At 40.8% G+C, this 19,767-nt stretch carries 14 protein-coding genes and 1 tRNA gene; 8 read left to right on the top strand and 7 right to left on the bottom strand.

Annotated features, from left to right (window positions below):
* Positions 1-2 precede the first annotated feature (2 nt).
* Positions 3-488 (top strand): cold shock domain-containing protein, encoded by a 486-nt coding sequence (locus KQP79_RS18990; RefSeq protein ID WP_004307024.1) that lies wholly within the window; start codon positions 3-5, stop codon positions 486-488.
* A 52-nt stretch (positions 489-540) separates the two neighbouring features.
* On the top strand, positions 541-747 hold the full coding sequence (locus KQP79_RS18985) for a hypothetical protein (RefSeq protein WP_004307025.1): 207 nt from the start codon (positions 541-543) through the stop codon (positions 745-747).
* An 83-nt stretch (positions 748-830) separates the two neighbouring features.
* Here the strand turns inward: KQP79_RS18985 and KQP79_RS18980 are convergent.
* From KQP79_RS18980 to sppA, 5 genes are all read right to left on the bottom strand, one after another.
* A tRNA-Phe gene (locus tag KQP79_RS18980) sits at positions 831-903 on the bottom strand.
* Positions 904-1,067: 164 nt separating this feature from the next.
* Positions 1,068-2,102 carry a thiamine-phosphate kinase gene (gene thiL, locus KQP79_RS18975; protein ID WP_004310619.1) on the bottom strand — a complete coding sequence of 345 codons (1,035 nt, stop codon included), beginning with the start codon at positions 2,100-2,102 and terminating at the stop codon, positions 1,068-1,070.
* 16 nt (positions 2,103-2,118) lie between these two features.
* The gene (locus KQP79_RS18970) at positions 2,119-2,928 is read right to left on the bottom strand and encodes a purine-nucleoside phosphorylase (protein WP_004298940.1); all 810 of its coding nucleotides are present in this window, start codon (positions 2,926-2,928) and stop codon (positions 2,119-2,121) included.
* Positions 2,885-4,015 carry a tetraacyldisaccharide 4'-kinase gene (gene lpxK, locus KQP79_RS18965; protein WP_004310620.1) on the bottom strand — a complete coding sequence of 377 codons (1,131 nt, stop codon included), beginning with the start codon at positions 4,013-4,015 and terminating at the stop codon, positions 2,885-2,887. The genes KQP79_RS18970 and lpxK overlap by 44 nt, the downstream gene beginning before the upstream one ends.
* Positions 4,016-4,025: 10 nt before the next feature.
* Positions 4,026-5,804: a signal peptide peptidase SppA gene (gene sppA / locus KQP79_RS18960; RefSeq protein WP_004310621.1), complete on the bottom strand. Its 1,779-nt coding sequence runs from the start codon at positions 5,802-5,804 to the stop codon at positions 4,026-4,028.
* Positions 5,805-6,034: 230 nt separating this feature from the next.
* On the opposite strand from sppA, the gene KQP79_RS18955 reads away from it, so the two are divergent.
* Both KQP79_RS18955 and KQP79_RS18950 read left to right on the top strand, forming a co-directional pair.
* On the top strand, positions 6,035-7,309 hold the full coding sequence (locus KQP79_RS18955) for a histidine-type phosphatase (protein WP_004310622.1): 1,275 nt from the start codon (positions 6,035-6,037) through the stop codon (positions 7,307-7,309).
* Positions 7,310-7,341: 32 nt separating this feature from the next.
* Positions 7,342-9,540: a GH92 family glycosyl hydrolase gene (locus tag KQP79_RS18950; protein WP_234120884.1), complete on the top strand. Its 2,199-nt coding sequence runs from the start codon at positions 7,342-7,344 to the stop codon at positions 9,538-9,540.
* Positions 9,541-9,692: 152 nt separating this feature from the next.
* On the opposite strand, the gene KQP79_RS18945 is transcribed toward KQP79_RS18950, so the two are convergent.
* Together KQP79_RS18945 and KQP79_RS18940 are read right to left on the bottom strand one after the other, a co-directional pair.
* Positions 9,693-10,736 carry a FecR family protein gene (locus KQP79_RS18945; protein ID WP_234120881.1) on the bottom strand — a complete coding sequence of 348 codons (1,044 nt, stop codon included), beginning with the start codon at positions 10,734-10,736 and terminating at the stop codon, positions 9,693-9,695.
* A gap of 53 nt (positions 10,737-10,789) precedes the next feature.
* Entirely contained in the window at positions 10,790-11,377 is a 588-nt protein-coding gene (locus tag KQP79_RS18940; protein WP_004310625.1) for an RNA polymerase sigma-70 factor, read from the bottom strand.
* A 327-nt stretch (positions 11,378-11,704) separates the two neighbouring features.
* On the opposite strand from KQP79_RS18940, the gene KQP79_RS18935 reads away from it, so the two are divergent.
* The 4 genes from KQP79_RS18935 to KQP79_RS18920 are packed head-to-tail and all read left to right on the top strand — an operon-like array spanning position 11,705 to position 19,737.
* Entirely contained in the window at positions 11,705-15,121 is a 3,417-nt protein-coding gene (locus KQP79_RS18935; RefSeq protein ID WP_008774547.1) for a SusC/RagA family TonB-linked outer membrane protein, read from the top strand.
* Positions 15,122-15,153: 32 nt separating this feature from the next.
* Positions 15,154-16,797, top strand: coding sequence for a RagB/SusD family nutrient uptake outer membrane protein (locus tag KQP79_RS18930; protein WP_008774546.1), 1,644 nt, complete (start codon positions 15,154-15,156; stop codon positions 16,795-16,797).
* Positions 16,797-18,212 carry a DUF5125 domain-containing protein gene (locus tag KQP79_RS18925; RefSeq protein WP_008774545.1) on the top strand — a complete coding sequence of 472 codons (1,416 nt, stop codon included), beginning with the start codon at positions 16,797-16,799 and terminating at the stop codon, positions 18,210-18,212. The genes KQP79_RS18930 and KQP79_RS18925 overlap by 1 nt, the downstream gene beginning before the upstream one ends.
* Positions 18,213-18,258: 46 nt before the next feature.
* The gene (locus KQP79_RS18920; RefSeq protein ID WP_032849253.1) at positions 18,259-19,737 is read left to right on the top strand and encodes a BACON domain-containing protein; all 1,479 of its coding nucleotides are present in this window, start codon (positions 18,259-18,261) and stop codon (positions 19,735-19,737) included.
* The last annotated feature ends 30 nt before the right edge of the window (positions 19,738-19,767 follow it).

Raw genomic sequence — 19,767 nt, 5'->3', positions numbered from 1 at the left:
CTATGGCAAAATCCATGACAGTTGGTAAACGTGAAAATGAAAAGAAAAGACTCGCTAAACGAGAAGAAAAACTGAAAAAGAAAGAAAGCAAGAAATTATCGGGCAGCTCAAATAGCTTTGAGGATATGATTGCCTATGTAGATGAGAACGGAATGATAACTTCGACTCCTCCGACAGAGGATATAAAGAAGGAAGAAATTAATCCGGATGAAATAATTATAGCAACTCCTAAAAAGGAAGAAGAGGAGCCGACGATCTTGAGAGGACGGGTTGAGTTTTTTAATGAGTCAAGAGGATTTGGCTTTATTAAAGACCTTTCAGGTGTTGAGAAATACTTTTTTCATGTAAACAATGTCATTGGCAATATTGCAGAAAATAATATCGTAACATTTGACCTTGAGCGTGGAGTGAAAGGCATGAATGCGATCAATATCTCTTTGGAAAACAAATCTACATCGGAAGATTTAGCTCAATCTAAACCTGTATAGGGAAGTGTATATTCTGCTTGTGTGTAAAATAAAAAACAAAATAATTAGAGATATGAAAAAAGGTAATATAATGCGTGATGTTATTTCATCCAGTCAGTTTACTGAAAATGTTATTAAAGAGTATAAAAAGGGTTTGGGAGATATGGTATTGGTAGCAATAACTCCGCGGACTACCATTGAACTTCCTGCGCATTTGACTCAAGCAGAAATAGATGCTCGTGTGGAGATTTATAAAAAACTGCATAGTTCTAAAGTATAGGCGGTTGCAAATTGCAATACGAGGAATAAAAAAATCCCTTGAACTTCAAAAGTTCAAGGGATTTTTTATTACCGAATCGTTAGTGGTGCCACCAGGAATCGAACCGGGGACACAAGGATTTTCAGTCCTTTGCTCTACCAACTGAGCTATGGCACCTCGTGCTTGTTCGGTCCGGTAATATCTCTTTTGCGGTTGCAAAGGTAGTGAAACTTTTGGATTCTGCAAGTCTTATGGAAATAAAAAACACTGATAAAAAGTTAGTCGGCTAATTATCAGTGTTGTATAAGATGAAAAATATTTCAGGTATGTGATGAAATCTATTATTTATCTTCTTTTAATGGATTCCATCCCTGTGCTTTTAGTTCGAATTCTTGTCCATCACGGGTAATCAATGCACAGCCAAGTTCAGGTTTGGTAATATGTCCGATGAGACGAACTCCTTCCATTTGTGAAATTTTCTCATGATCGGCGATGGAAACAGTAAAGAGTAGTTCATAATCTTCTCCACCATTCAAGGCACAAGTCGTAAGATTCATGTTAAACTCTTCGGCCATAACAGCTGTCTGATAATCGATTGGGATATGCTCCTCGTAAACGCGGCAACCAGTATTGCTTTGTTTGCAGATATGCATCAGTTCTGATGACAGGCCGTCAGAAATGTCCATCATAGAAGTAGGGATTATATTGGCGGCTGCCAATTTCTCAATGATATCTTTGCGCGCTTCCGGTTTCAATTGGCGTTCTAATAAATACTCTTTGCCGGAGAAATCCGGTTGGACATCTTTATCACCTTGCAATACGACTTTTTCACGTTCCAAAAGTTGTAAACCCATATAGGCTGCTCCCAAGTCGCCGCTGACGCAGATCAGGTCAGTGTCTTTGGCTCCATTACGGTAAACTACTTTATCCTTATCGGCATCGCCGATACAAGTAATGCTGATAGCAAGACCTGTCAGAGAAGAAGTGGTATCGCCTCCCACAATGTCGACATTGTATTGCTGGCAAGCCAGACGGATACCGGAATAAAGTTCGTCCATATCTTCCACGCTGAAACGCTTGGAAAGACCAAGAGATACCGTAATCTGCCGGGGAGTACCGTTCATGGCATAAATATCGGAGAAATTAACTACTGCTGATTTATATCCCAAATGCTTCAAGGGAACATAAGTCAGGTCAAAATGCACACCTTCCATAAGCAGGTCGGTTGTTACCAGTACTTGCTTTTCTGAAGGGTAGGAGAGAACGGCGGCATCGTCGCCCACTCCATATTTGCTGGATTCGTTTTCCAGTTTGATTCCCTCGGTGAGGCGGTCAATCAGACCAAACTCACCAAGAGATGCTATTTCAGTTCTCATAAATCGGGATGATTGTTTAGGCACGGTTGATAAGTTCACGCATGATCGTGGTCATTTTCGGTTGAGCAGCGTCAGCGGCTTTCTGAACTTCTTCGTGTGTTACTTCTACGATTTTTCCTTCTACTCCTAAGTCGGTAATGACGGAAATACCAAAAACTTTGATACCACAATGGTTGGCTACGATAACTTCCGGAACGGTAGACATACCAACTGCATCAGCACCAAGGATATGGAATAATTTATATTCGGCAGGAGTTTCGAAAGTAGGACCTTGCGTACCAATATACACTCCGTGTTGTACTTTAATTCCTTTTTCTTTGGCAATCTCGTCAGCCTTACTAATCAATTCCTTGCAGTATGCTTCGCTCATGTCCGGGAAGCGAGGTCCGTAAGGGATATTTTTTCCGCGAAGCGGATGTTCGGGGAAATAGTTGATATGGTCAGTGATAATCATCAGGTCACCGATTTCGAAATCTGCATTTGTACCGCCACTGGCATTGGATACGAACAAGGTTTTGATACCTAATTCACGCATGACACGTACAGGGAAAGTTACTTCTTTCATCGAATAACCCTCGTAATAGTGGAAGCGTCCCTGCATAGCCATGATATCCTTATTGCCTAGTTTGCCGAAAATCAGCTTACCGCTATGACCTTCGACGGTAGATACCGGGAAGTTGGGGATATCTGAATACTTTATTTCATACTTCTCGGTGATTTCGTTTGCCAAACTGCCAAGTCCGGTGCCTAGTATAATGGCAGTTTCCGGACTGGTATGCATCTTACCTTTCAGATAAGCTGCGGTTTCTTGTATTTTCTCTAACATAGTCAATAATATGTTGGTTAAATTTATCTTGTTGATTTTGTAATATTTCAATTTCAATAGGCAAGGCGTAGATAAATGGTTTCAATTCCTTGTCCAAAGCCGGATGGTTAATCAGGCGTGTTGCATCTTTCTCGGTGGTAATAATCAACCGGTGTTCTCCTTTCAGTTTATGAAACCGTTCTTTGATAAGCTGTATATCCCGATGAGTGAAATTGTGGTGATCGTCAAACGATAGTAAATCTATTTGTTTGGTACAACCTTCCAGTCTTTCGAGAATAGGGGCAGGTGAGGCAATTCCCGTCATCAATAATATATCAGTGTTTGTCAGTGAGGACAAAGCAACCTCATGGTTTGTCGAAATTGCATTTGTGTCCGGAGACATGGTAGGGAACACTGGTTGCAGGTTACCATACCGGAACGATGAGAAGAATAACTGTTGATATGGATAAAGGCTCAGCCGTTTCGTGATAATGTTATAATCAATAGGCTTGATGTCTTGCGGGCATTTGGTGACAATAACGATTTGCGCCCGATTCTTGCCGCTAATTGGTTCACGAAGCCGTCCTGCGGGGAGCAAAGTGTCATCACAGAATAATCGGTGATAATCCGTTAACAGAATACTCAATCCCGGTTTGACGTATCGGTGCTGGAAAGCATCGTCCAATAGGATAACATCTATTGAAGGCTTTTGCAGTGCAAGCAACTTTTCTATGCCATGACAACGCTTTTCATCGACAGCTACTGTGACAGACGGGAATTTTTGATGCATCTGGTAAGGTTCGTCGCCAATGCTTCTTGCCGTACTTTCCGGAGTTGCCAATACATAACCTTTCGTGTGCCGTTTATATCCCCGGCTTAATACAGCTACCTTATATTGATTACAAAGAAACTTTATCAGATATTCAGTGTGTGGAGTTTTTCCTGTCCCTCCTACAGCGAGATTACCCACGCTGATAATAGGTATATCAAAACTCTTTGATTGAAGAACTTCCCAGTCAAAGAGTTTATTTCTCATCATTACCACTGCTCCGTAGAGCCAGGAGGCAGGGTAGAGCCACTTATGTATCTTGATAAAGTGTTCGTCCATGTATTACGGTTTATTTTATATTCAGTTCGAACGGAATACGTGCCTGAATCATAGATTGTTCTTGCAGATTTTTCAGTAAGCCGAATTGCTGGTAGTACTCGCCTAATTTACTTTTCAGTAATTGTGATTCTACATAATTCGTCGGTTTCGTATCAAGCAGGGAAGACAGGAAATCTTGTTTCTCAGGATAAGACACAACGGTATAGCCTTCGATACCGGCTTTTGCAACAGCAATGTCCAGTGCCTTGTCAATACCACCTAATTCGTCTACTAATCCCAGTTCTTTAGCAGTTTCCCCAGTCCATACACGGCCTTCAGCAATCTTCTCGATAGCTTCCTTCGTCATGTGACGTCCTTCGGCACAACGAGTTACAAAGGTATCATATCCTTCAGTTATCATCATTTGAAGCAATGATTTCTCATCCTCGTTAAACGGACGCATGATATTTCCGAAATCAGCGTATTTATTCGTTTTTACGACATCATAACTTAAACCGATTTTATCAGTCAATCCTTTCACATTAGGAATCATACCGAAGATTCCGATAGAACCGGTCAGGGTAGTAGGCTCTGCAACAATCGTATCGGCAACGCAAGAGATATAGTAACCTCCTGACGCAGCATAATCACCCATAGAGACAATGACCGGTTTCTTTGTTTTCAGCTCTTTCACAGCATGCCAGATTTGTTCCGAGGCGAAAGCACTTCCACCTGGAGAATTGACACGGAGTACAACAGCTTTCACATCATCATTATCTTTCAATTTGCGCAGGTCACGAATTACTTTCGAACCGACAATCCCATCTTCGGAAGTTGCAGAGCTCGGATAGTCTGTAATTTCACCGGATGCATAATAAACAGCTACGATATTACCGCTTTTATCTTTCGGCACATTTTTCCTTACGTTCATCATGTCGCCCAATCCTAATATAGGAAGATTATCATCTTCATTGATCTCTACCAATTTCTTAAGATAATTACGCACATCATTGCGATAAATCAGAGTATCAGCCAATCCACATTTTACACTCTCTTCTGCCGGATAGAACATGAGCATGCGATCTGCATAAACATTCAGTGAGTCTACAGAAATATTACGTGAAGTAGATACCCCTTCCGTAACCTGTCCCCAGATAGAAGTGATAAATGTGGTAACCTGTTCGCGGTTGGCAGGACTCATTTCCGTAGCAATAAACGGCTCTACGGCAGATTTGTAAGTTCCCACCTTGAACACCTGCATCTCAACTCCTATTTTTTGCAGCAGATCTTTGTAGAACAGGGGAGCAGAGGCGATACCCCGCCATTCAATCATTCCTTTGGGATTGAGCAACACCTTATCGGCTGCGCTGGAAAGATAATAAAGTCCCTGCGTATAGGAGTCTGCATAAGCAATAACGAATTTTCCACTTTCTTTGAAGTCGAGCAGTGCGTTGCGGATTTCCTGCAAAGAAGCATAGGAGGTGCCTAATGAGTTTGCCTGTAGATAAATCCCTTTAATATTTTCGTTTTCTTTAGCCTTCTGGATGGAAGAAAGAATATCGTCCAGTCCGTACGTGTTAGAACCGTCACCCAACAACTGTGATAAAATATCCAGCGGATCTTCTTGCGTACGTTCAACCAACGTTCCGTTTAAGTCGAGCATCATTACAGAATTCTTTTTTACGATTGTTTCCGTGTCCGAAGCAGACATGATGCCAAACAACGTTACCATGCTGATTATAAATAATACAATACTTGACAAAATGATACCTGTCACCGTGGCAAGTGTAAATTTCAAGAAATCTTTCATTATACTTATTGTTTTTTGCGCCAGCTTGTTATTAAGCTAACAAAGATAAATAATTGAGTTGATATTTATTCAATAAGTCGTACGAATTTTTGTTTTATCACAGCGAATCCATATAAATAGGAACTTCCTTCATTTAAGATTTAAGTATATTTGTCTGTATCAAATCCTTTTAAATGAGAAGAAATCTCTAATTTTGTGGCACAACTATTAATACATTGAATAATACTATCATGAAAAAACTCACATCTATCCTTTTATTGCTTTTGTTTGTATGGACGGTACAAGCACAAACTGCTCGTGAAGAGATCCGTGCAAACCGGTATTTATCCGCTAATAATTATTATGCATATCCCACGCCTACTGCCAAGCAGACAGCTGCTCCTAAGGGGTACGAACCTTTTTATATCAGCACATATATGCGTCATGGTTCACGGTATTTGATTGATCCGAATGATTATCGTTTCCCCAAGCAAACTTTATTAAAAGCCGACTCTTTAAACAAACTTACTGCAACAGGTAAAAACACACTGGATATTGTTTTGCGCATGGCTGATATGGCGGAAGGTCGTCTTGGTGAACTGACTTCGGTGGGAGCACGCCAACACAGAGGAATTGCAAAGCGTATGTATACTAATTTCCCACAGATATTTGCGGATGGAACAGAAGTGGATGTCCGTTCCACAGTTGTCATCCGGTGTATATTATCCATGACATCCGAATGCCTCCAATTGCAGGCGATGAATCCTAATCTATGTATCAAGAATGATGCAAGTTACCATGATATGTATTACATGAATCCTCCTGCTAAGGATTTGAGTAAAATAGCTAGTTCCGATAAAGTGAAGAAGGTTCAGAAAGATTTTGAAGCTACCCATGTACGTCCGCAACGGTTGATGAAAACATTGTTTACAGACGAAGCGTATGTAAAAGCAAACGTTGATGAAGCGCGCCTGATGAGACGTCTTTTTGATTTGGCTTGTAATATGCAGAGTCATGATACAGATATGCAGCTATATTCTCTTTTCACGGATGAAGAGTGTTATGATTTATGGAGTTGTAACAACTTATATTGGTATCTGACACACGCTTGTTCTCCTGTAACGGATGGTTTGATGCCCTATCGGGAAGCCGACTTGTTGCGTAATATTTTAGATAGGGCAGATGCTGCTTTGAAAGAAGGTAAGAACCAGGCCACTTTAAGATTTGGTCATGAGTCTTGTCTGTTACCGTTAGTCGCTTTATTGGAACTGAATCATTATGGAGAATCTTACCCTGACGTAGAAAAGTTATCCGAACAATGGAGAGCGTATGATATTTTCCCGATGGCTAGTAACGTGCAATTCGTCTTTTTCCATAAAAAAGGAAGTAACGATGTATTGGTAAAAGTATTACTTAATGAAAAGGAAGCTAAACTACCGGTGAAAACAGACGTAGCTCCTTATTACCACTGGAAAGATGTAGAAAGCTACTATCGTGAAAAATTAGATAAATATCAGCATATATAATGCGACATTAACTTAACATTATTATATTTACCATGAGAAGAAAAACCCCTTTTATGGCTGCAACTCTGGCAGCAGGCTTGTTTTTTTATTCTTCTTGTACTCCGGCTGAAAAGACGGATACAAAAGATTATACTCAATACGTTAATACCTTTATCGGTGCTGCTGATAATGGTCATACATTTCCAGGCGCGTGTTATCCTTTCGGTATGATCCAGACCAGTCCTGTGACGGGAGCAGTTGGTTGGCGCTACTGTTCTGAATATGTTTATGAGGATTCCCTGATTTGGGGATTTACTCAAACACATCTGAATGGAACGGGATGTATGGATTTAGGTGATATTTTGGTGATGCCGGTCACCGGTACACGTGTACGTGCGTGGGATGCCTATCGCAGTCATTTCCCTAAAGATAAAGAAGCGGCTACTCCGGGATATTACACCGCAGAGCTCTCTGATCCACAGGTAAAAGCGGAACTGACTGCCTCTATCCATGCTGCCCTTCACCGCTATACTTATCACAAGGCTGATTCTGCCTCTATATTGATTGACTTGCAACATGGTCCTGCATGGAGAGAAGAACAATATCATTCACAAGTCAATAGTTGTGAAGTGAACTGGGAAGATGCTCAAACACTGACAGGACATGTCAATAACACGGTATGGGTCAATCAAGATTATTTCTTTGTGATGAAATTCAACCGTCCGGTAGTCGATTCACTTTATCTTCCGATGGGCGAAACCGAAAAAGGAAAACGCATCATTGCCTCTTTTGACATGCAGCCGGGAGACGAGCTGATGATGAAAGTGGCTCTTTCCACCACCAGCATAGACGGGGCTAAAAAGAATTTGGAAGCAGAAATTCCTGCCTGGGATTTTGAAGGAGTAAGAGCTACCGCCCACAATGAATGGAATAACTATTTGAGCCGTATTGAAATAGAGGGTACCGATGATGAAAAGACAAATTTCTATACTTGTTTCTACCACGCATTGATTCAGCCTAATCAAATTTCGGACGTAGACGGTATGTATCGTAATGCCGCCGACTCTATTGTAAAAGCCGGAACTGGTGCTTTCTATTCTACGTTCTCTTTGTGGGATACTTACCGTACCGCTCATCCGTTTTATACATTAGTGATTCCCGAACGTGTGGACGGTTTTGTGAATTCTCTCATCGAACAGGGTGAAGTGCAAGGCTTCCTGCCTATTTGGGGATTGTGGGGAAAAGAGAATTTCTGTATGATTGGTAATCACGGCGTATCAGTCATTGCCGAGGCTTATCGCAAAGGATTCCGTGGCTTTGACGCTGAACGTGCTTTCAATATAATAAAGAAGACGCAGACTGTATCTCATCCGTTGAAGTCTGATTGGGAGGTTTATACGAAATATGGTTATTTCCCGACAGATCTGATAAAAGCAGAATCTGTATCTTCCACTTTAGAATCTGTATATGATGATTATGCTGCTGCCGATATGGCACGTCGTATGGGTAAAGAGGAAGATGCCGCTTACTTCGCGAAACGTGCTGACTATTATAAGAATCTTTTCGATTCGGAGACGAAGTTCATGCGTCCGCGCAAAGCTGACGGAACTTGGAAAGCTCCGTTTAACCCAAGTGCGTTGGCACATTCTGAAAGTGTCGGTGGAGATTATACGGAAGGAAATGCATGGCAATATACTTGGCATGTACAACATGATGTTCCAGGATTAATCCAGTTGTTTGGGGGAGAAAAACCTTTCTTGAATAAATTAGACTCATTGTTTACGGTTAAGCTAGAAGGTGAAAGTTTGGCAGATGTTACTGGATTAATCGGGCAATATGCTCATGGAAATGAGCCAAGCCATCATGTGACTTATTTGTATGCACTGGCTGGTCGTCCGGAACGTACACAGGAATTGGTTCGTGAAATATTTGATACTCAATACAAAAACAAACCCGACGGACTTTGCGGAAATGATGATTGCGGACAGATGTCTGCCTGGTATATGCTTAGTGCGATGGGATTCTATCCGGTAGATCCGGTAAGTGCGGAATATGTATTCGGTGCTCCACAGTTGCCGAAGATGACCTTGCATTTGGCCGATGGCAAGACTTTCACAATTATTGCGGAGAATTTGTCGAAAGAACATAAATATGTAGATAGTATTACATTGAATGGCGAACCATATACAAAGAAAACGATCTCGCATGAAGATATTGTAAAAGGTGGTACACTGGTGTATAAGATGAAGTAATAAATTCTCAAGCATTCTCACTGCGATGAGTATTTTTTCTCATCGCAGTGAGAATTTTTTCTCATTCCTATGAGTATTTTTTCTCATAGTATTGAGAATTATCCCTTGTCAGAACATACGGAAACGGCGTTTTACACAGACTGAAACTACCTTTATTGCATAGTCCTACTCACCTCTATACGCTGCTTTTCAAACTTCTCATTATTGGTGTTGCGATTACTAACCTCTTTACAGCGAATAGGTGCACTCATTTCAAGCAAGCGCAAAATCTCATTTAAAGATTCACCTTCAAAAGTCGCTTTATAGGAATACTTTCCTAATTCAGCGTCTTTCAGAATAAATTCCACGTTATAAGTCTGTCCCAAACGCTTGAATACATATTCCAGCGGGTCATCTCTAAAAATGAGTATTCCATCTTTCCATGAGCACCATTTATAAGTATTGGTTTTATTGACGTTATATAAAGAAGTGGCCAGATTATAGTCAATTTTCTCTCCCGGTGAAAGGGAAATCGTCTTTTTCTGGTCAAGAGTGACTGCGACCTTTCCTTTTACTAACGTCACTGCTGCTACATGATCCGGAGCGTATGCGTTCACATTGAATGCTGTGCCGGTAGCTTCTACAGTCAGTTGTTTGGTTTTTACGATGAAGGGATGCTTTTTATCGGATTCTACTTCAAAATAGGCTTCACCCTGCATCGAAACAACTCTTTGCTTATCATTGAATTGAGTCGGATACTTTAAAGAACTTCCGGCATTTAGCCAAACCTTAGAACCGTCAGGCAGATTAACTACCGACCAAGTGCCATAAGGAGTGAATAACTCCTGATAAGTCTCTGCAATTTGAGAAGCGGGTTTAAAATAAAGATAAGCAGATAATATCAGTAAAGGAAGAAGCAAGATAGCTGCCACTTGCTGCCAATAGTGCAGGAAGGACAACTTAGGACGAACGGAAACCGGCTGGTTTTGATGGAGAATCTTCTCCATTACTTTTCTGTGCGCATTGTCCACATCTATCTCTTCCGGATTAAAAGCCGGGTGACTGACTTCCCACACATTCTTTTGTGATAGAAAGCTCCTATAGTTTTCGGGAGTAGCCGATATCCAATCATCCAGTACCTTTATTTCTTCTGGTGTAGCCTCTTTCGAGAGATATCTGGAGATTATAATTTCTATGTCTGAATCTTTATTTATCATATGCATTTTACCTTATATATAATAGACGTTTCAGAAAGAAAATCCCACATTCATTAGTGGAAAAGAAATAAAAAAAGTAGTAAATAAAAATCTTTTAATAAGATGCGGAGCTGCTTCAATGCTTTGCTGATACGTACTTCTACCGTTCTGACAGAGATATTCAGGCGATTGGCTATTTCCTGATATTTAATGTTTTCTAATCGGCTCATCTCGAACACTTCTCTTTCTTGAGGAGGTAATTGTTCCAATGCATTTTTAAGTTGCCGGCATAAATCAGAATACAGTATGTAGTTTTCTGTCGTATCTATATCTATAGAATCCGATTTAAGTTCGTAAGCAATGTGTTCATCTATAATCCTGCGATGGCGTAATTCGTCCAGACAGTAATTCCTGACCGCTTTCAGTAAATATGATTTTAGTGAGTTCTCAATTACCAATGATTTCCGGTCATTCCATAGTTTGAGAAAGATATTTTGCACAATATCTTCACAGGTAGATTTCTCCGGAATGTAAGTACCGCCAAACAATACCAAATCTTTATAATAAGCATGGAATAGTCGGGTAAAAGCCTGTTTATCATCCTGTTTTAGTGCTATTACCAGAAAACGGTCGTCGGAAGTCTGTTGTTGGATATTCGGCATAGTATTGTAGTAAAGGTTCTATTGTCGGGGGTAAAAATAGAAAGATTATTTGGGATAAACGATAGTTTGAAGAAAAAATAATGCAGATGAAAAAATAATGCGATATCCAATGTGGCTTTTATTTTTAGAAACGTCTTATTGATAGAAACGAGAGAAAAACACATTTATTAACCTTTAAATAATACAAGCCATGAGAAAGACATAATCAGTGAATTCAGCTTCCGACAACTGATAAAAAAAGGAAGGTCTGACTCACCTTCCTTTCCAAAGATTCAGTTATTCGTTAATCAACTTATTTGTAGAACCAATAACCAAACATGTAAAGGTATGAAACTTATTTCAATTAGAAAAATGAAAAAGAGAATTAATGTACCTGCGAATGTAAAAATGGGGAGAATCTGTGCTATATGGTTGTTTTGTATAGCTTTGCAAGCTATCAGTATACCTATCTTGGCACAATCCGCCCAAATTACATTGCGACTGAAGAATGTGACTGTAGAGGAGGTCTTGACTAGTATCGAAAATCAGACAGAATATCGTTTCTTATACAACAAAGACATTGTTGATGTAAGCCGTATAGTAAGCATTACTGTGAAAAATGAACGGATGACTCTGGTGCTGGATAAACTTTTTAAAGGCGAAGGAGTATCTTATACGATTGAAAAACGTCAGATTGTATTAAACAAAGTTTCATCTCAACCACAGGATAACAAACAGCCGATCAAAGTGACCGGAAAGGTAGTGGACGAATCCGGAGAGGTTCTTCCGGGAGTGACTGTGATGATAGAAGGGGCTACTCAAGGAACCATTACCGGTATAGATGGCAATTACCAGTTGCAAGTTCCGGAAGGCTCGACACTGAAATTTACTTCAATAGGTTACACTACATATACGCAGAAAATTACCCGACCGATGACGTTGAATGTGACGATGAAAGAAGATTCGAAACAGTTGGATGAAGTTGTTGTGGTAGGGTATGGGACGACCACCCGTAAGAATCTGACAACTTCCATTGCAACGGTAAAAACGGAAAAAATATCGCGAGCCGCAACAAGTAATATGTCACAGATGTTGCTTGGGCGGGCTGCCGGACTGGAAGCTACGTTGACAAGCCCGCAACCGGGTGGAGCAGTTGACCTTTCAATTCGTGGGGCAGGTACTCCTATCTTTATAGTGGATGGCGTAATGATGCCTTCCACTTCTTTAGAGGTTGGAAACGGAAACCAGGTTATGCCCAACTCTATCAATCGTTCGGGATTGGCCGGACTTAATCCTGCCGATATTGAATCTATCGAAGTGTTAAAGGATGCATCTGCCTCCATTTATGGAATTGGTGCAGCCAATGGTGTCGTTTTAATCACTACAAAGAAAGGTACTGAAACTCGTCCCCAAATCACTTATGAAGGAAATTATTCTATCGTGAAAAACTATCCGTATCTGGAACCTTTGAGTGGGGAAGAATATATGAATGTTGCCAACATTTTCAATAAAGAAAACTATTTATTTACGAACGGTATGTATCCTTATGGTGATAAACCTTTTGATAATAAATGGGTACCTCAATTCTCACCTCAACAGATAGCTGCCGCTCAAACAACAGACTGGCTGGATTGTGTATTAAAGGATGGTAGCATCAATAATCATAATATCACAATTACGGGTGGTTCTAAACTGCTGAAATATTATCTGTCCGGAAATTATTACAAACAGGAAGGTACGGTAGAAAACTCCGCTATGGAACGTTATGCTCTTCGGACAAACATTTCTTCACAATTGCTTCCATTTCTTAAGTTGACAGCAATTGTTAATGTAAACGAAAATGAATATACAAATTCAACTTCCGGTGGCGGAGGTGGTGGAAATGGGTACGATGCCATACAATCAGCATTGACTTATCCTTCTTATTTACCAATCAGAGGTGAGGACGGAAAGCCTACTTTATATTCAAATTACCCTAACCCGGCTGAAATGATAAAAGTTAGTGACCGGACTAAAACAAGCGGTTATTATCTAAACTTTGCTGCCGATGTGGATATAATCAAGGATATGTTGTCCTTCCGTTTGATGTATGGTATTAATAAGGAGAATGCTAATCGTAATCTGTATATTCCTTCTGATATATATTTTATGGACATGTATAAATCAAGAGGGCATTTGGGATATGTTGAACGTAGAAACCAAACTATGGAAGGCACGTTGACTTTCAAAAAGCAGTTTGGAGATTTGTTACGTGTCGATGCCGTAGTCGGTATGGGAAGGTATACGAACGATTCAAATGGTCTTGAACTTGACTACGAACAGATTAACGATCACATTGCTGCTGATAAAGTGGAAGCTGCGGAAGGCGCTTTCTACCCGACTTCTTTCAGGGCAGCCGACGAACGTCGTTCTCAATTTGCCAGGGCAAGTGTGGATGTACTCGACAGATATGTGGTTGCCGCTACTATTCGTCGCGATGGAACGGATAAGTTTTTCCCGGGAAAGAAATATGCCTATTTCCCTTCAGTATCATTGGCTTGGAAATTATCTAACGAGCCGTTTATGAAGCATATATCATGGATTGACCAGTTGAAGATTCGTAGTAGTTATGGACAGACAGGTAATGATAATCTGGGTAGTTCGCTTTATGGCACTTTCAGTCTGGCAGCCCAATATATCAAGTTCTCTAACAATTCAGTGACTTATGTGCCTTATTTGCTTAGCGGTCCTGATTACCCGAATGTTACCTGGGAAAAGACTACCATGAAAAATATAGGTATAGACTTTTCAGTCCTGAAAGATAGAATCTGGGGAAGTTTTGATATGTTCCGCAATGATGTAACCAACTTGCTGGGATATGATTCTGCCTCTCCGCTTAGTATGACATCTTCCGTCCCGATGAATTATGGACATTATGTACGTTACGGATGGGATGCGACTATTAACTCACTAAACTTTGAAATCCCCCGTGTGTTTAAGTGGACCTCACAATTGACCTTATCACATCATAATGCCGTTTGGAAAGAACGGATGCCCAACTATTATTATGAAGAATATCGAATCCGCAAGAACGAACCGGTGAATGCTTATTATTACTATGAAACGGAAGGCGTTATCAACATAGATAAAAGCAATATGCCCGAATCGCAGAAATCTTTGCCGGCAGATGCGCAACAGCCCGGTTATCCGATTATTAAGGATGCAAATGGGGATAACAAAATAACGATTGATGATGTGAAGATGCGGAATACACTTCCAAAAATTCACATAGGCTTTGGAAATACATTTGTATACAAAGATTTTGATCTGGATGTATTTATGTATGGACAATTCGGACGTACACGCTATAACTATGCATATCGTTGGGCACTTGTCGGAGATGTGTACTACACGAGTCCCAAGAATTCGAACAAATATGTATATACTATCTGGAATTCCCAAACCAATCAGAATGGAAACCGTCGTGGTATTGCTTCAACAAAGGCTGTCGCTTTACCTGGTAACGTAGGCTTTGAGGAAGATTATCAGAATGCTTCGTTCGTACGTGTCAGGAATATCACTTTAGGATACAACCTTTCAGGAAAGAAGCTGGGAAGAGTGGGTGATTATGTGAGTTCTATCAGAGTTTTTATCGACTGTCAGAACCCGTTTACTTTTACCAAGTTTGTAGGTGTCGATCCTGAAATAAAGACAGGTGGCGACGGCTCCAAAGCGGAGTATCCGATGACGAGAACATACTCCTTCGGAGCAAAAATATGTTTCTAAGAAAACCTGTAACGAAAGAAAAGATTGAAAATATGAATAAGAATAAATTATTTAAGGTGTTTGTCATGATTGCATTTATCATGTGCAGTTGTGAGGATAATTTTGATCCCAAGATGTATGGCACGTTGAATGTTTCTAATTATCCGGTGACTGAAGCCGAATACGAATCATTTATGATGACCTGCTATATGCCTTTTACGACAACATGGACCTATTGGATCGGTGCCGGAACAAGTGGCAATCAGCACGGTTGGTATATCCCTGCCGGAGGTGTACTGAAGTTCTTTGATTATCCGACAGATGAGGTGGCTGTGTGGAATAATGGTTGGGGAGGCGGATATTATTTCCTTTCTAAAGCCGATTTTAGTCAGTGTGTTTATTATACAAGCGGTACGTTAAGTGATGAAAGGCCGAACCACTTTCCGAAAGTAAGTGAGATTTCCTACTTCACCAATGTGATTGGAACACTGGAGAAAGCTTCTACCGAAGTGGTTTCCGAAGAGCGTAAAAGGGAATTTATTGCTGAAGCCCGTCTTTGTCGTGGATTGATGATGTATTATTTATTGCATGTATATGGTCCTGTTCCTTTGATTGTCGATCCGAACGATCTGATTAATCCTTCAAAACTGGAAAATCTGGTGCGTCCGACATTGCAGCAAATGACGGAGTGGATTATGGCTGATTTTGATTATGCTTATCAGTATATTGCAGATACGCAGCCGGAACAGGGACGTTACAATAAAGACTATGCACGTGTATGCATCATGCGGCATTGCCTGAATGAAGGCTATTATATGTCCGGTTATTATCAGAAAGCGATTGATATGTATAACGAGTTGAAGGGACGGTATAGTCTTTTCAAGAAAGGGGACAATCCTTATATCGAGCAATTCAAAAATGCCAATAACTTTAATTCGGAAGTGATTATGGCTGTCAGTTGTGATGAAACGGCGGATGGTACGAATAAGTCCGGCAACTTTAACCCGCTGATGATGCTTGCTACTCCCGATAATGCAGCCAGAGTGGACGATCAGGGAAATCCGACTCCTTTCTATCTGCAAGGGCAGGGATGGGGACAAACTTTCAACGTGTCTCCGAAATTTTGGGATACGTATGATCCTTCGGACAAACGTCGTGAAGTGATTCTGACCAAATATTATACGACTGCAGGAACCTGGATTGACCGGAATACTACTACATGGGACGGTTTTATCATTAATAAATTCCCGGTGGAAACAGCTACGGCTTTTCAGGGGACTGATATACCGTTAGCTCGTTGGGCAGATGTATTACTCATGTATGCGGAAGCCGAAGTACGTAAAAACAATGCGGCTCCGTCCGCTGACGCTATTGCTGCGGTCAATGAGGTGCGTAAGCGTGCCGGACTGGGAGATCTTCCGTCATCGGCAACAGCGAATGTTGACGCTTTCCTGGATGCTTTACTTACGGAAAGAGGACATGAAATGTTGTATGAAGGGATGCGTAAAATAGATCTCATCCGTTTTAATCAGTATGCGCAGCGTACAGCGAAGATCAAAGGAGTGGCTCCTACACATCAATATGTGCCTATTCCTAATTATGCGGTTCAACAAGCTTCGGAATCTTATGGAAAAGTGTTGGTACAGACATTTGAACGTGAGGGATGGAAAGCGGATCTTGCGGCAGCTCGCAATTAATGTCATCATTCATTATTGTTAAACTAGAGATCTTAAGAAAAATGAAAAAGATATACGTATTATTCATGTCGTCGTTATTGCTCCTTTCGTGTGCAAAAGATGATGTTAGTAAGCCAAGTGAATGGCCGGAATGGCCTACACCTTCAAAACCTAAAATAGAAAATGCCGTATTGCGGGGAGTGAATGGTGAAACGGTTGTGGCGGCTGGTGATAAAGTGAAGTTCACTGCACAAGTAAGTGATGAATATAATGATTTGGTTTCATTCCAATTATTAGTGACAATGGATGGAGCCGAAATCTTGAATTTGTCTAAAGGATTGAGCGGACGTTCTGCGGTTATTGAAGAGGAAGCTACTTTACCTTTTGTTGCCGGTTTCCAGAATGGACGTCCTGTGGTGACTATAAAAGCTGTAAACGATTTAGGTGGCAATGAATCGACTCTGACTTTGGATGAGGCCGCAAGTGTGGCGGTGACCCGTCCGGAAACACCTTCCCAATTATACCTTGTTGATGATTTGGGAAATGTGTATGAAATGGACAAGGAGAGTCAGAATGAAACGGATTATAGTTTCCGGACGAGTGCGGCGGATTTGGCAGGGATTGGCGACCATTTTAAAGTTGCCGAAAAGATAATAAATAATAAACCTGATTATTCCGGTTTGGTATGGGGATATTCAGACAATAAGATCGCGATTGTGACTGATGATGCAGCTACTTCGATTCCGACTCCTAAGGTAGGGAGTTATACATTGGAGAATATCACTTTTGATATGTTGAGCTTTCTGGCTGATAAGACTTTGACATACAGCATTGATATTGATAAGTCCCGCTTCTTTGATGTGGGAGGAGGATATGTCCAGTTGGATGTTCAGTTGGTAGAAAGTGCCAAGATTAATTTTATAGGTTTTGGTAGTGATGTCACCAATATGCTCCGGCCGGAATTCTTTAAAGATGTTTCAGGGAGCAAAGCAAAATTCGATGGTCCGTCGGTACTTTATAACTTGAAATATAATACATCAAATGGTTTCATGTATATGGAACGTCCGCGGGATGTTTTTTATCCGGAGGTGATGTATATTCTCGGTACTGGAGTCGGATTTCCACGCGAACCTTATGTGGCTACGCTTGCTTGGGACTTCGCATATCCTCACCAATGGTTCTTCTTTAAAAAGGTCGGTGCAAGTGCCTTTGAAGCAGTCGTTTACATTGACCAAACTATGGGATTTAAGTTCTATCGGGGATATGGTTGGGCGCAAGAGGAGGACACGAAGAATCTATATACGGTTGAGCCTGCTAACCTGATAACGAGAAACGCTCCCGGTGATTTGATTCCCGGTCCTGATTTTAAAGCCGGACTTTATACAATACATATTGATAAAGCCAGTGAAGTGATACGATTGACTCCTTACAATTAAGAGGGGGGCATGATTAATAGTCTTTAATTTAATATTCAATAGAATTATGTATATATCAATGAAAACATATAGTAAGAAATTTCTGGTTACGTTCTTTTTCTCGATGTTGCCAATGTTATTAATGTCTTGTTCGATGGATCCGGAGAAAGCCTCTTTTTCTATTTCCGGGAATTTGGAGAAGTTACAGATCGGTAATGACGGTTTTACGGAGGTCTATTCGATAAAATCTAATACGGAATGGAAATTTGTAAACGAGACGGATCAGTCTTGGGTTACCGTCTCACCGGCCAAAGGAAGTGGAAACGGAACTGTGACAATTACTGCAAATGCAAATACAGGAACCGGACGTACGGCTGTATTCCGCGTGGTACCTAATGGAGTAAAGACACAAGAAATTGAGATCATTCAGGGTAATTCTTATATCCCTACAACTGATGGAGAATTCCCGATTATAGCATGGACCGGAGTGGAAGCAGACAAGTCGCTGGAGAAATTTCCGGTGATGAAAGCATCCGGCATTAATATTTATCTGGGATGGTACGATGATTTGGAAACAACATTGAAGGTGCTTGACGCCGCACAGAAGACCGGAGTGAAAATGATAACTTCTTGTAAGGATCTCTTGTCTGTTGCTACTGCCGAAGAGGTTGTAAAAGCGATGATGAATCATCCGGCTTTGTATGCCTATCATTTGAAGGATGAACCGGAAGTGAATGATTTGCCGGGTTTGGGTGAATTGGTGAAGAAAATTAAAACCATCGACAGCCATCATCCTTGTTATATCAATTTGTACCCCAATTGGGCATGGGGGAAAGAACTTTATTCTGAAAATGTAAAGTCGTTTATAGAACAAGTCCCTGTTCCGTTTATTTCGTTTGACAATTATCCTATTGTATCTATAAATGGTGCTCCCAGCATTGTCCGTCCGGACTGGTATCGGAATCTGGAAGAAATATCGGCTGCTGCTAAAGAGAATAATAAGCCGTTCTGGGCATTTGCACTTGCACTTTCCCATAAACTTGATGAAACTCATTTTTATAAGATACCGACATTGCCTGAGTTGAGATTACAAGTTTTCAGTGATTTGGCTTATGGTGCGCAGGCAATCCAGTATTTTACCTATCGCGGACTTCAACATGATGATCCGACTGAAGTGTATGATTTGGTCAAGACTGTTAATCAGGAAGTACAGCAACTTGCGGGTATATTCTTGGGAGCACAGGTTATTTCAGTATCTCACACCGGAAGTGAAATACCTGAAGGCACGAAGGCTTTGGGAAGTCTGCCGACTCCTATAAAATCATTGACTACGAGTGATACAGGTGCTGTTGTCTCTGTTCTGGAGAAAGGTGGTAATCAATATCTTGTGGTAGTAAATAGAGATTTTCGTAATGTGATGAACCTGTCTATCGATGTGGATAGTTCTGTTAGTAGAGTGTTGAAAAATGGTTCAACGACTACTCCGGACGGCTCTACGATAGCAGTCGAACCGGGTGATATGGTAATATTTACGTGGAGAAAATAAAAAGATTTTTAATTTGATAAAGTAAAACGA

This window comes from Bacteroides sp. DH3716P, assembly GCF_025914115.1.
Taxonomy (GTDB): domain Bacteria; phylum Bacteroidota; class Bacteroidia; order Bacteroidales; family Bacteroidaceae; genus Bacteroides; species Bacteroides ovatus.
This window is presented reverse-complemented; position numbering and strand designations above follow the sequence as displayed.

Bases quoted from the DNA above. Each gene is read 5' to 3' on its own strand.
- KQP79_RS18990 (WP_004307024.1), top strand. From the start codon at position 3: ATGGCAAAATCCATGACAGTTGGTAAACGTGAAAATGAAAAGAAAAGA.
- KQP79_RS18985 (WP_004307025.1), top strand. From the start codon at position 541: ATGAAAAAAGGTAATATAATGCGTGATGTTATTTCATCCAGTCAGTTT.
- thiL (WP_004310619.1), bottom strand. From the start codon at position 2,102: ATGAGAACTGAAATAGCATCTCTTGGTGAGTTTGGTCTGATTGACCGC.
- KQP79_RS18970 (WP_004298940.1), bottom strand. From the start codon at position 2,928: ATGTTAGAGAAAATACAAGAAACCGCAGCTTATCTGAAAGGTAAGATG.
- lpxK (WP_004310620.1), bottom strand. From the start codon at position 4,015: ATGGACGAACACTTTATCAAGATACATAAGTGGCTCTACCCTGCCTCC.
- sppA (WP_004310621.1), bottom strand. From the start codon at position 5,804: ATGAAAGATTTCTTGAAATTTACACTTGCCACGGTGACAGGTATCATT.
- KQP79_RS18955 (WP_004310622.1), top strand. From the start codon at position 6,035: ATGAAAAAACTCACATCTATCCTTTTATTGCTTTTGTTTGTATGGACG.
- KQP79_RS18950 (WP_234120884.1), top strand. From the start codon at position 7,342: ATGAGAAGAAAAACCCCTTTTATGGCTGCAACTCTGGCAGCAGGCTTG.
- KQP79_RS18945 (WP_234120881.1), bottom strand. From the start codon at position 10,736: ATGATAAATAAAGATTCAGACATAGAAATTATAATCTCCAGATATCTC.
- KQP79_RS18940 (WP_004310625.1), bottom strand. From the start codon at position 11,377: ATGCCGAATATCCAACAACAGACTTCCGACGACCGTTTTCTGGTAATA.
- KQP79_RS18935 (WP_008774547.1), top strand. From the start codon at position 11,705: ATGAAACTTATTTCAATTAGAAAAATGAAAAAGAGAATTAATGTACCT.
- KQP79_RS18930 (WP_008774546.1), top strand. From the start codon at position 15,154: ATGAATAAGAATAAATTATTTAAGGTGTTTGTCATGATTGCATTTATC.
- KQP79_RS18925 (WP_008774545.1), top strand. From the start codon at position 16,797: ATGTCATCATTCATTATTGTTAAACTAGAGATCTTAAGAAAAATGAAA.
- KQP79_RS18920 (WP_032849253.1), top strand. From the start codon at position 18,259: ATGTATATATCAATGAAAACATATAGTAAGAAATTTCTGGTTACGTTC.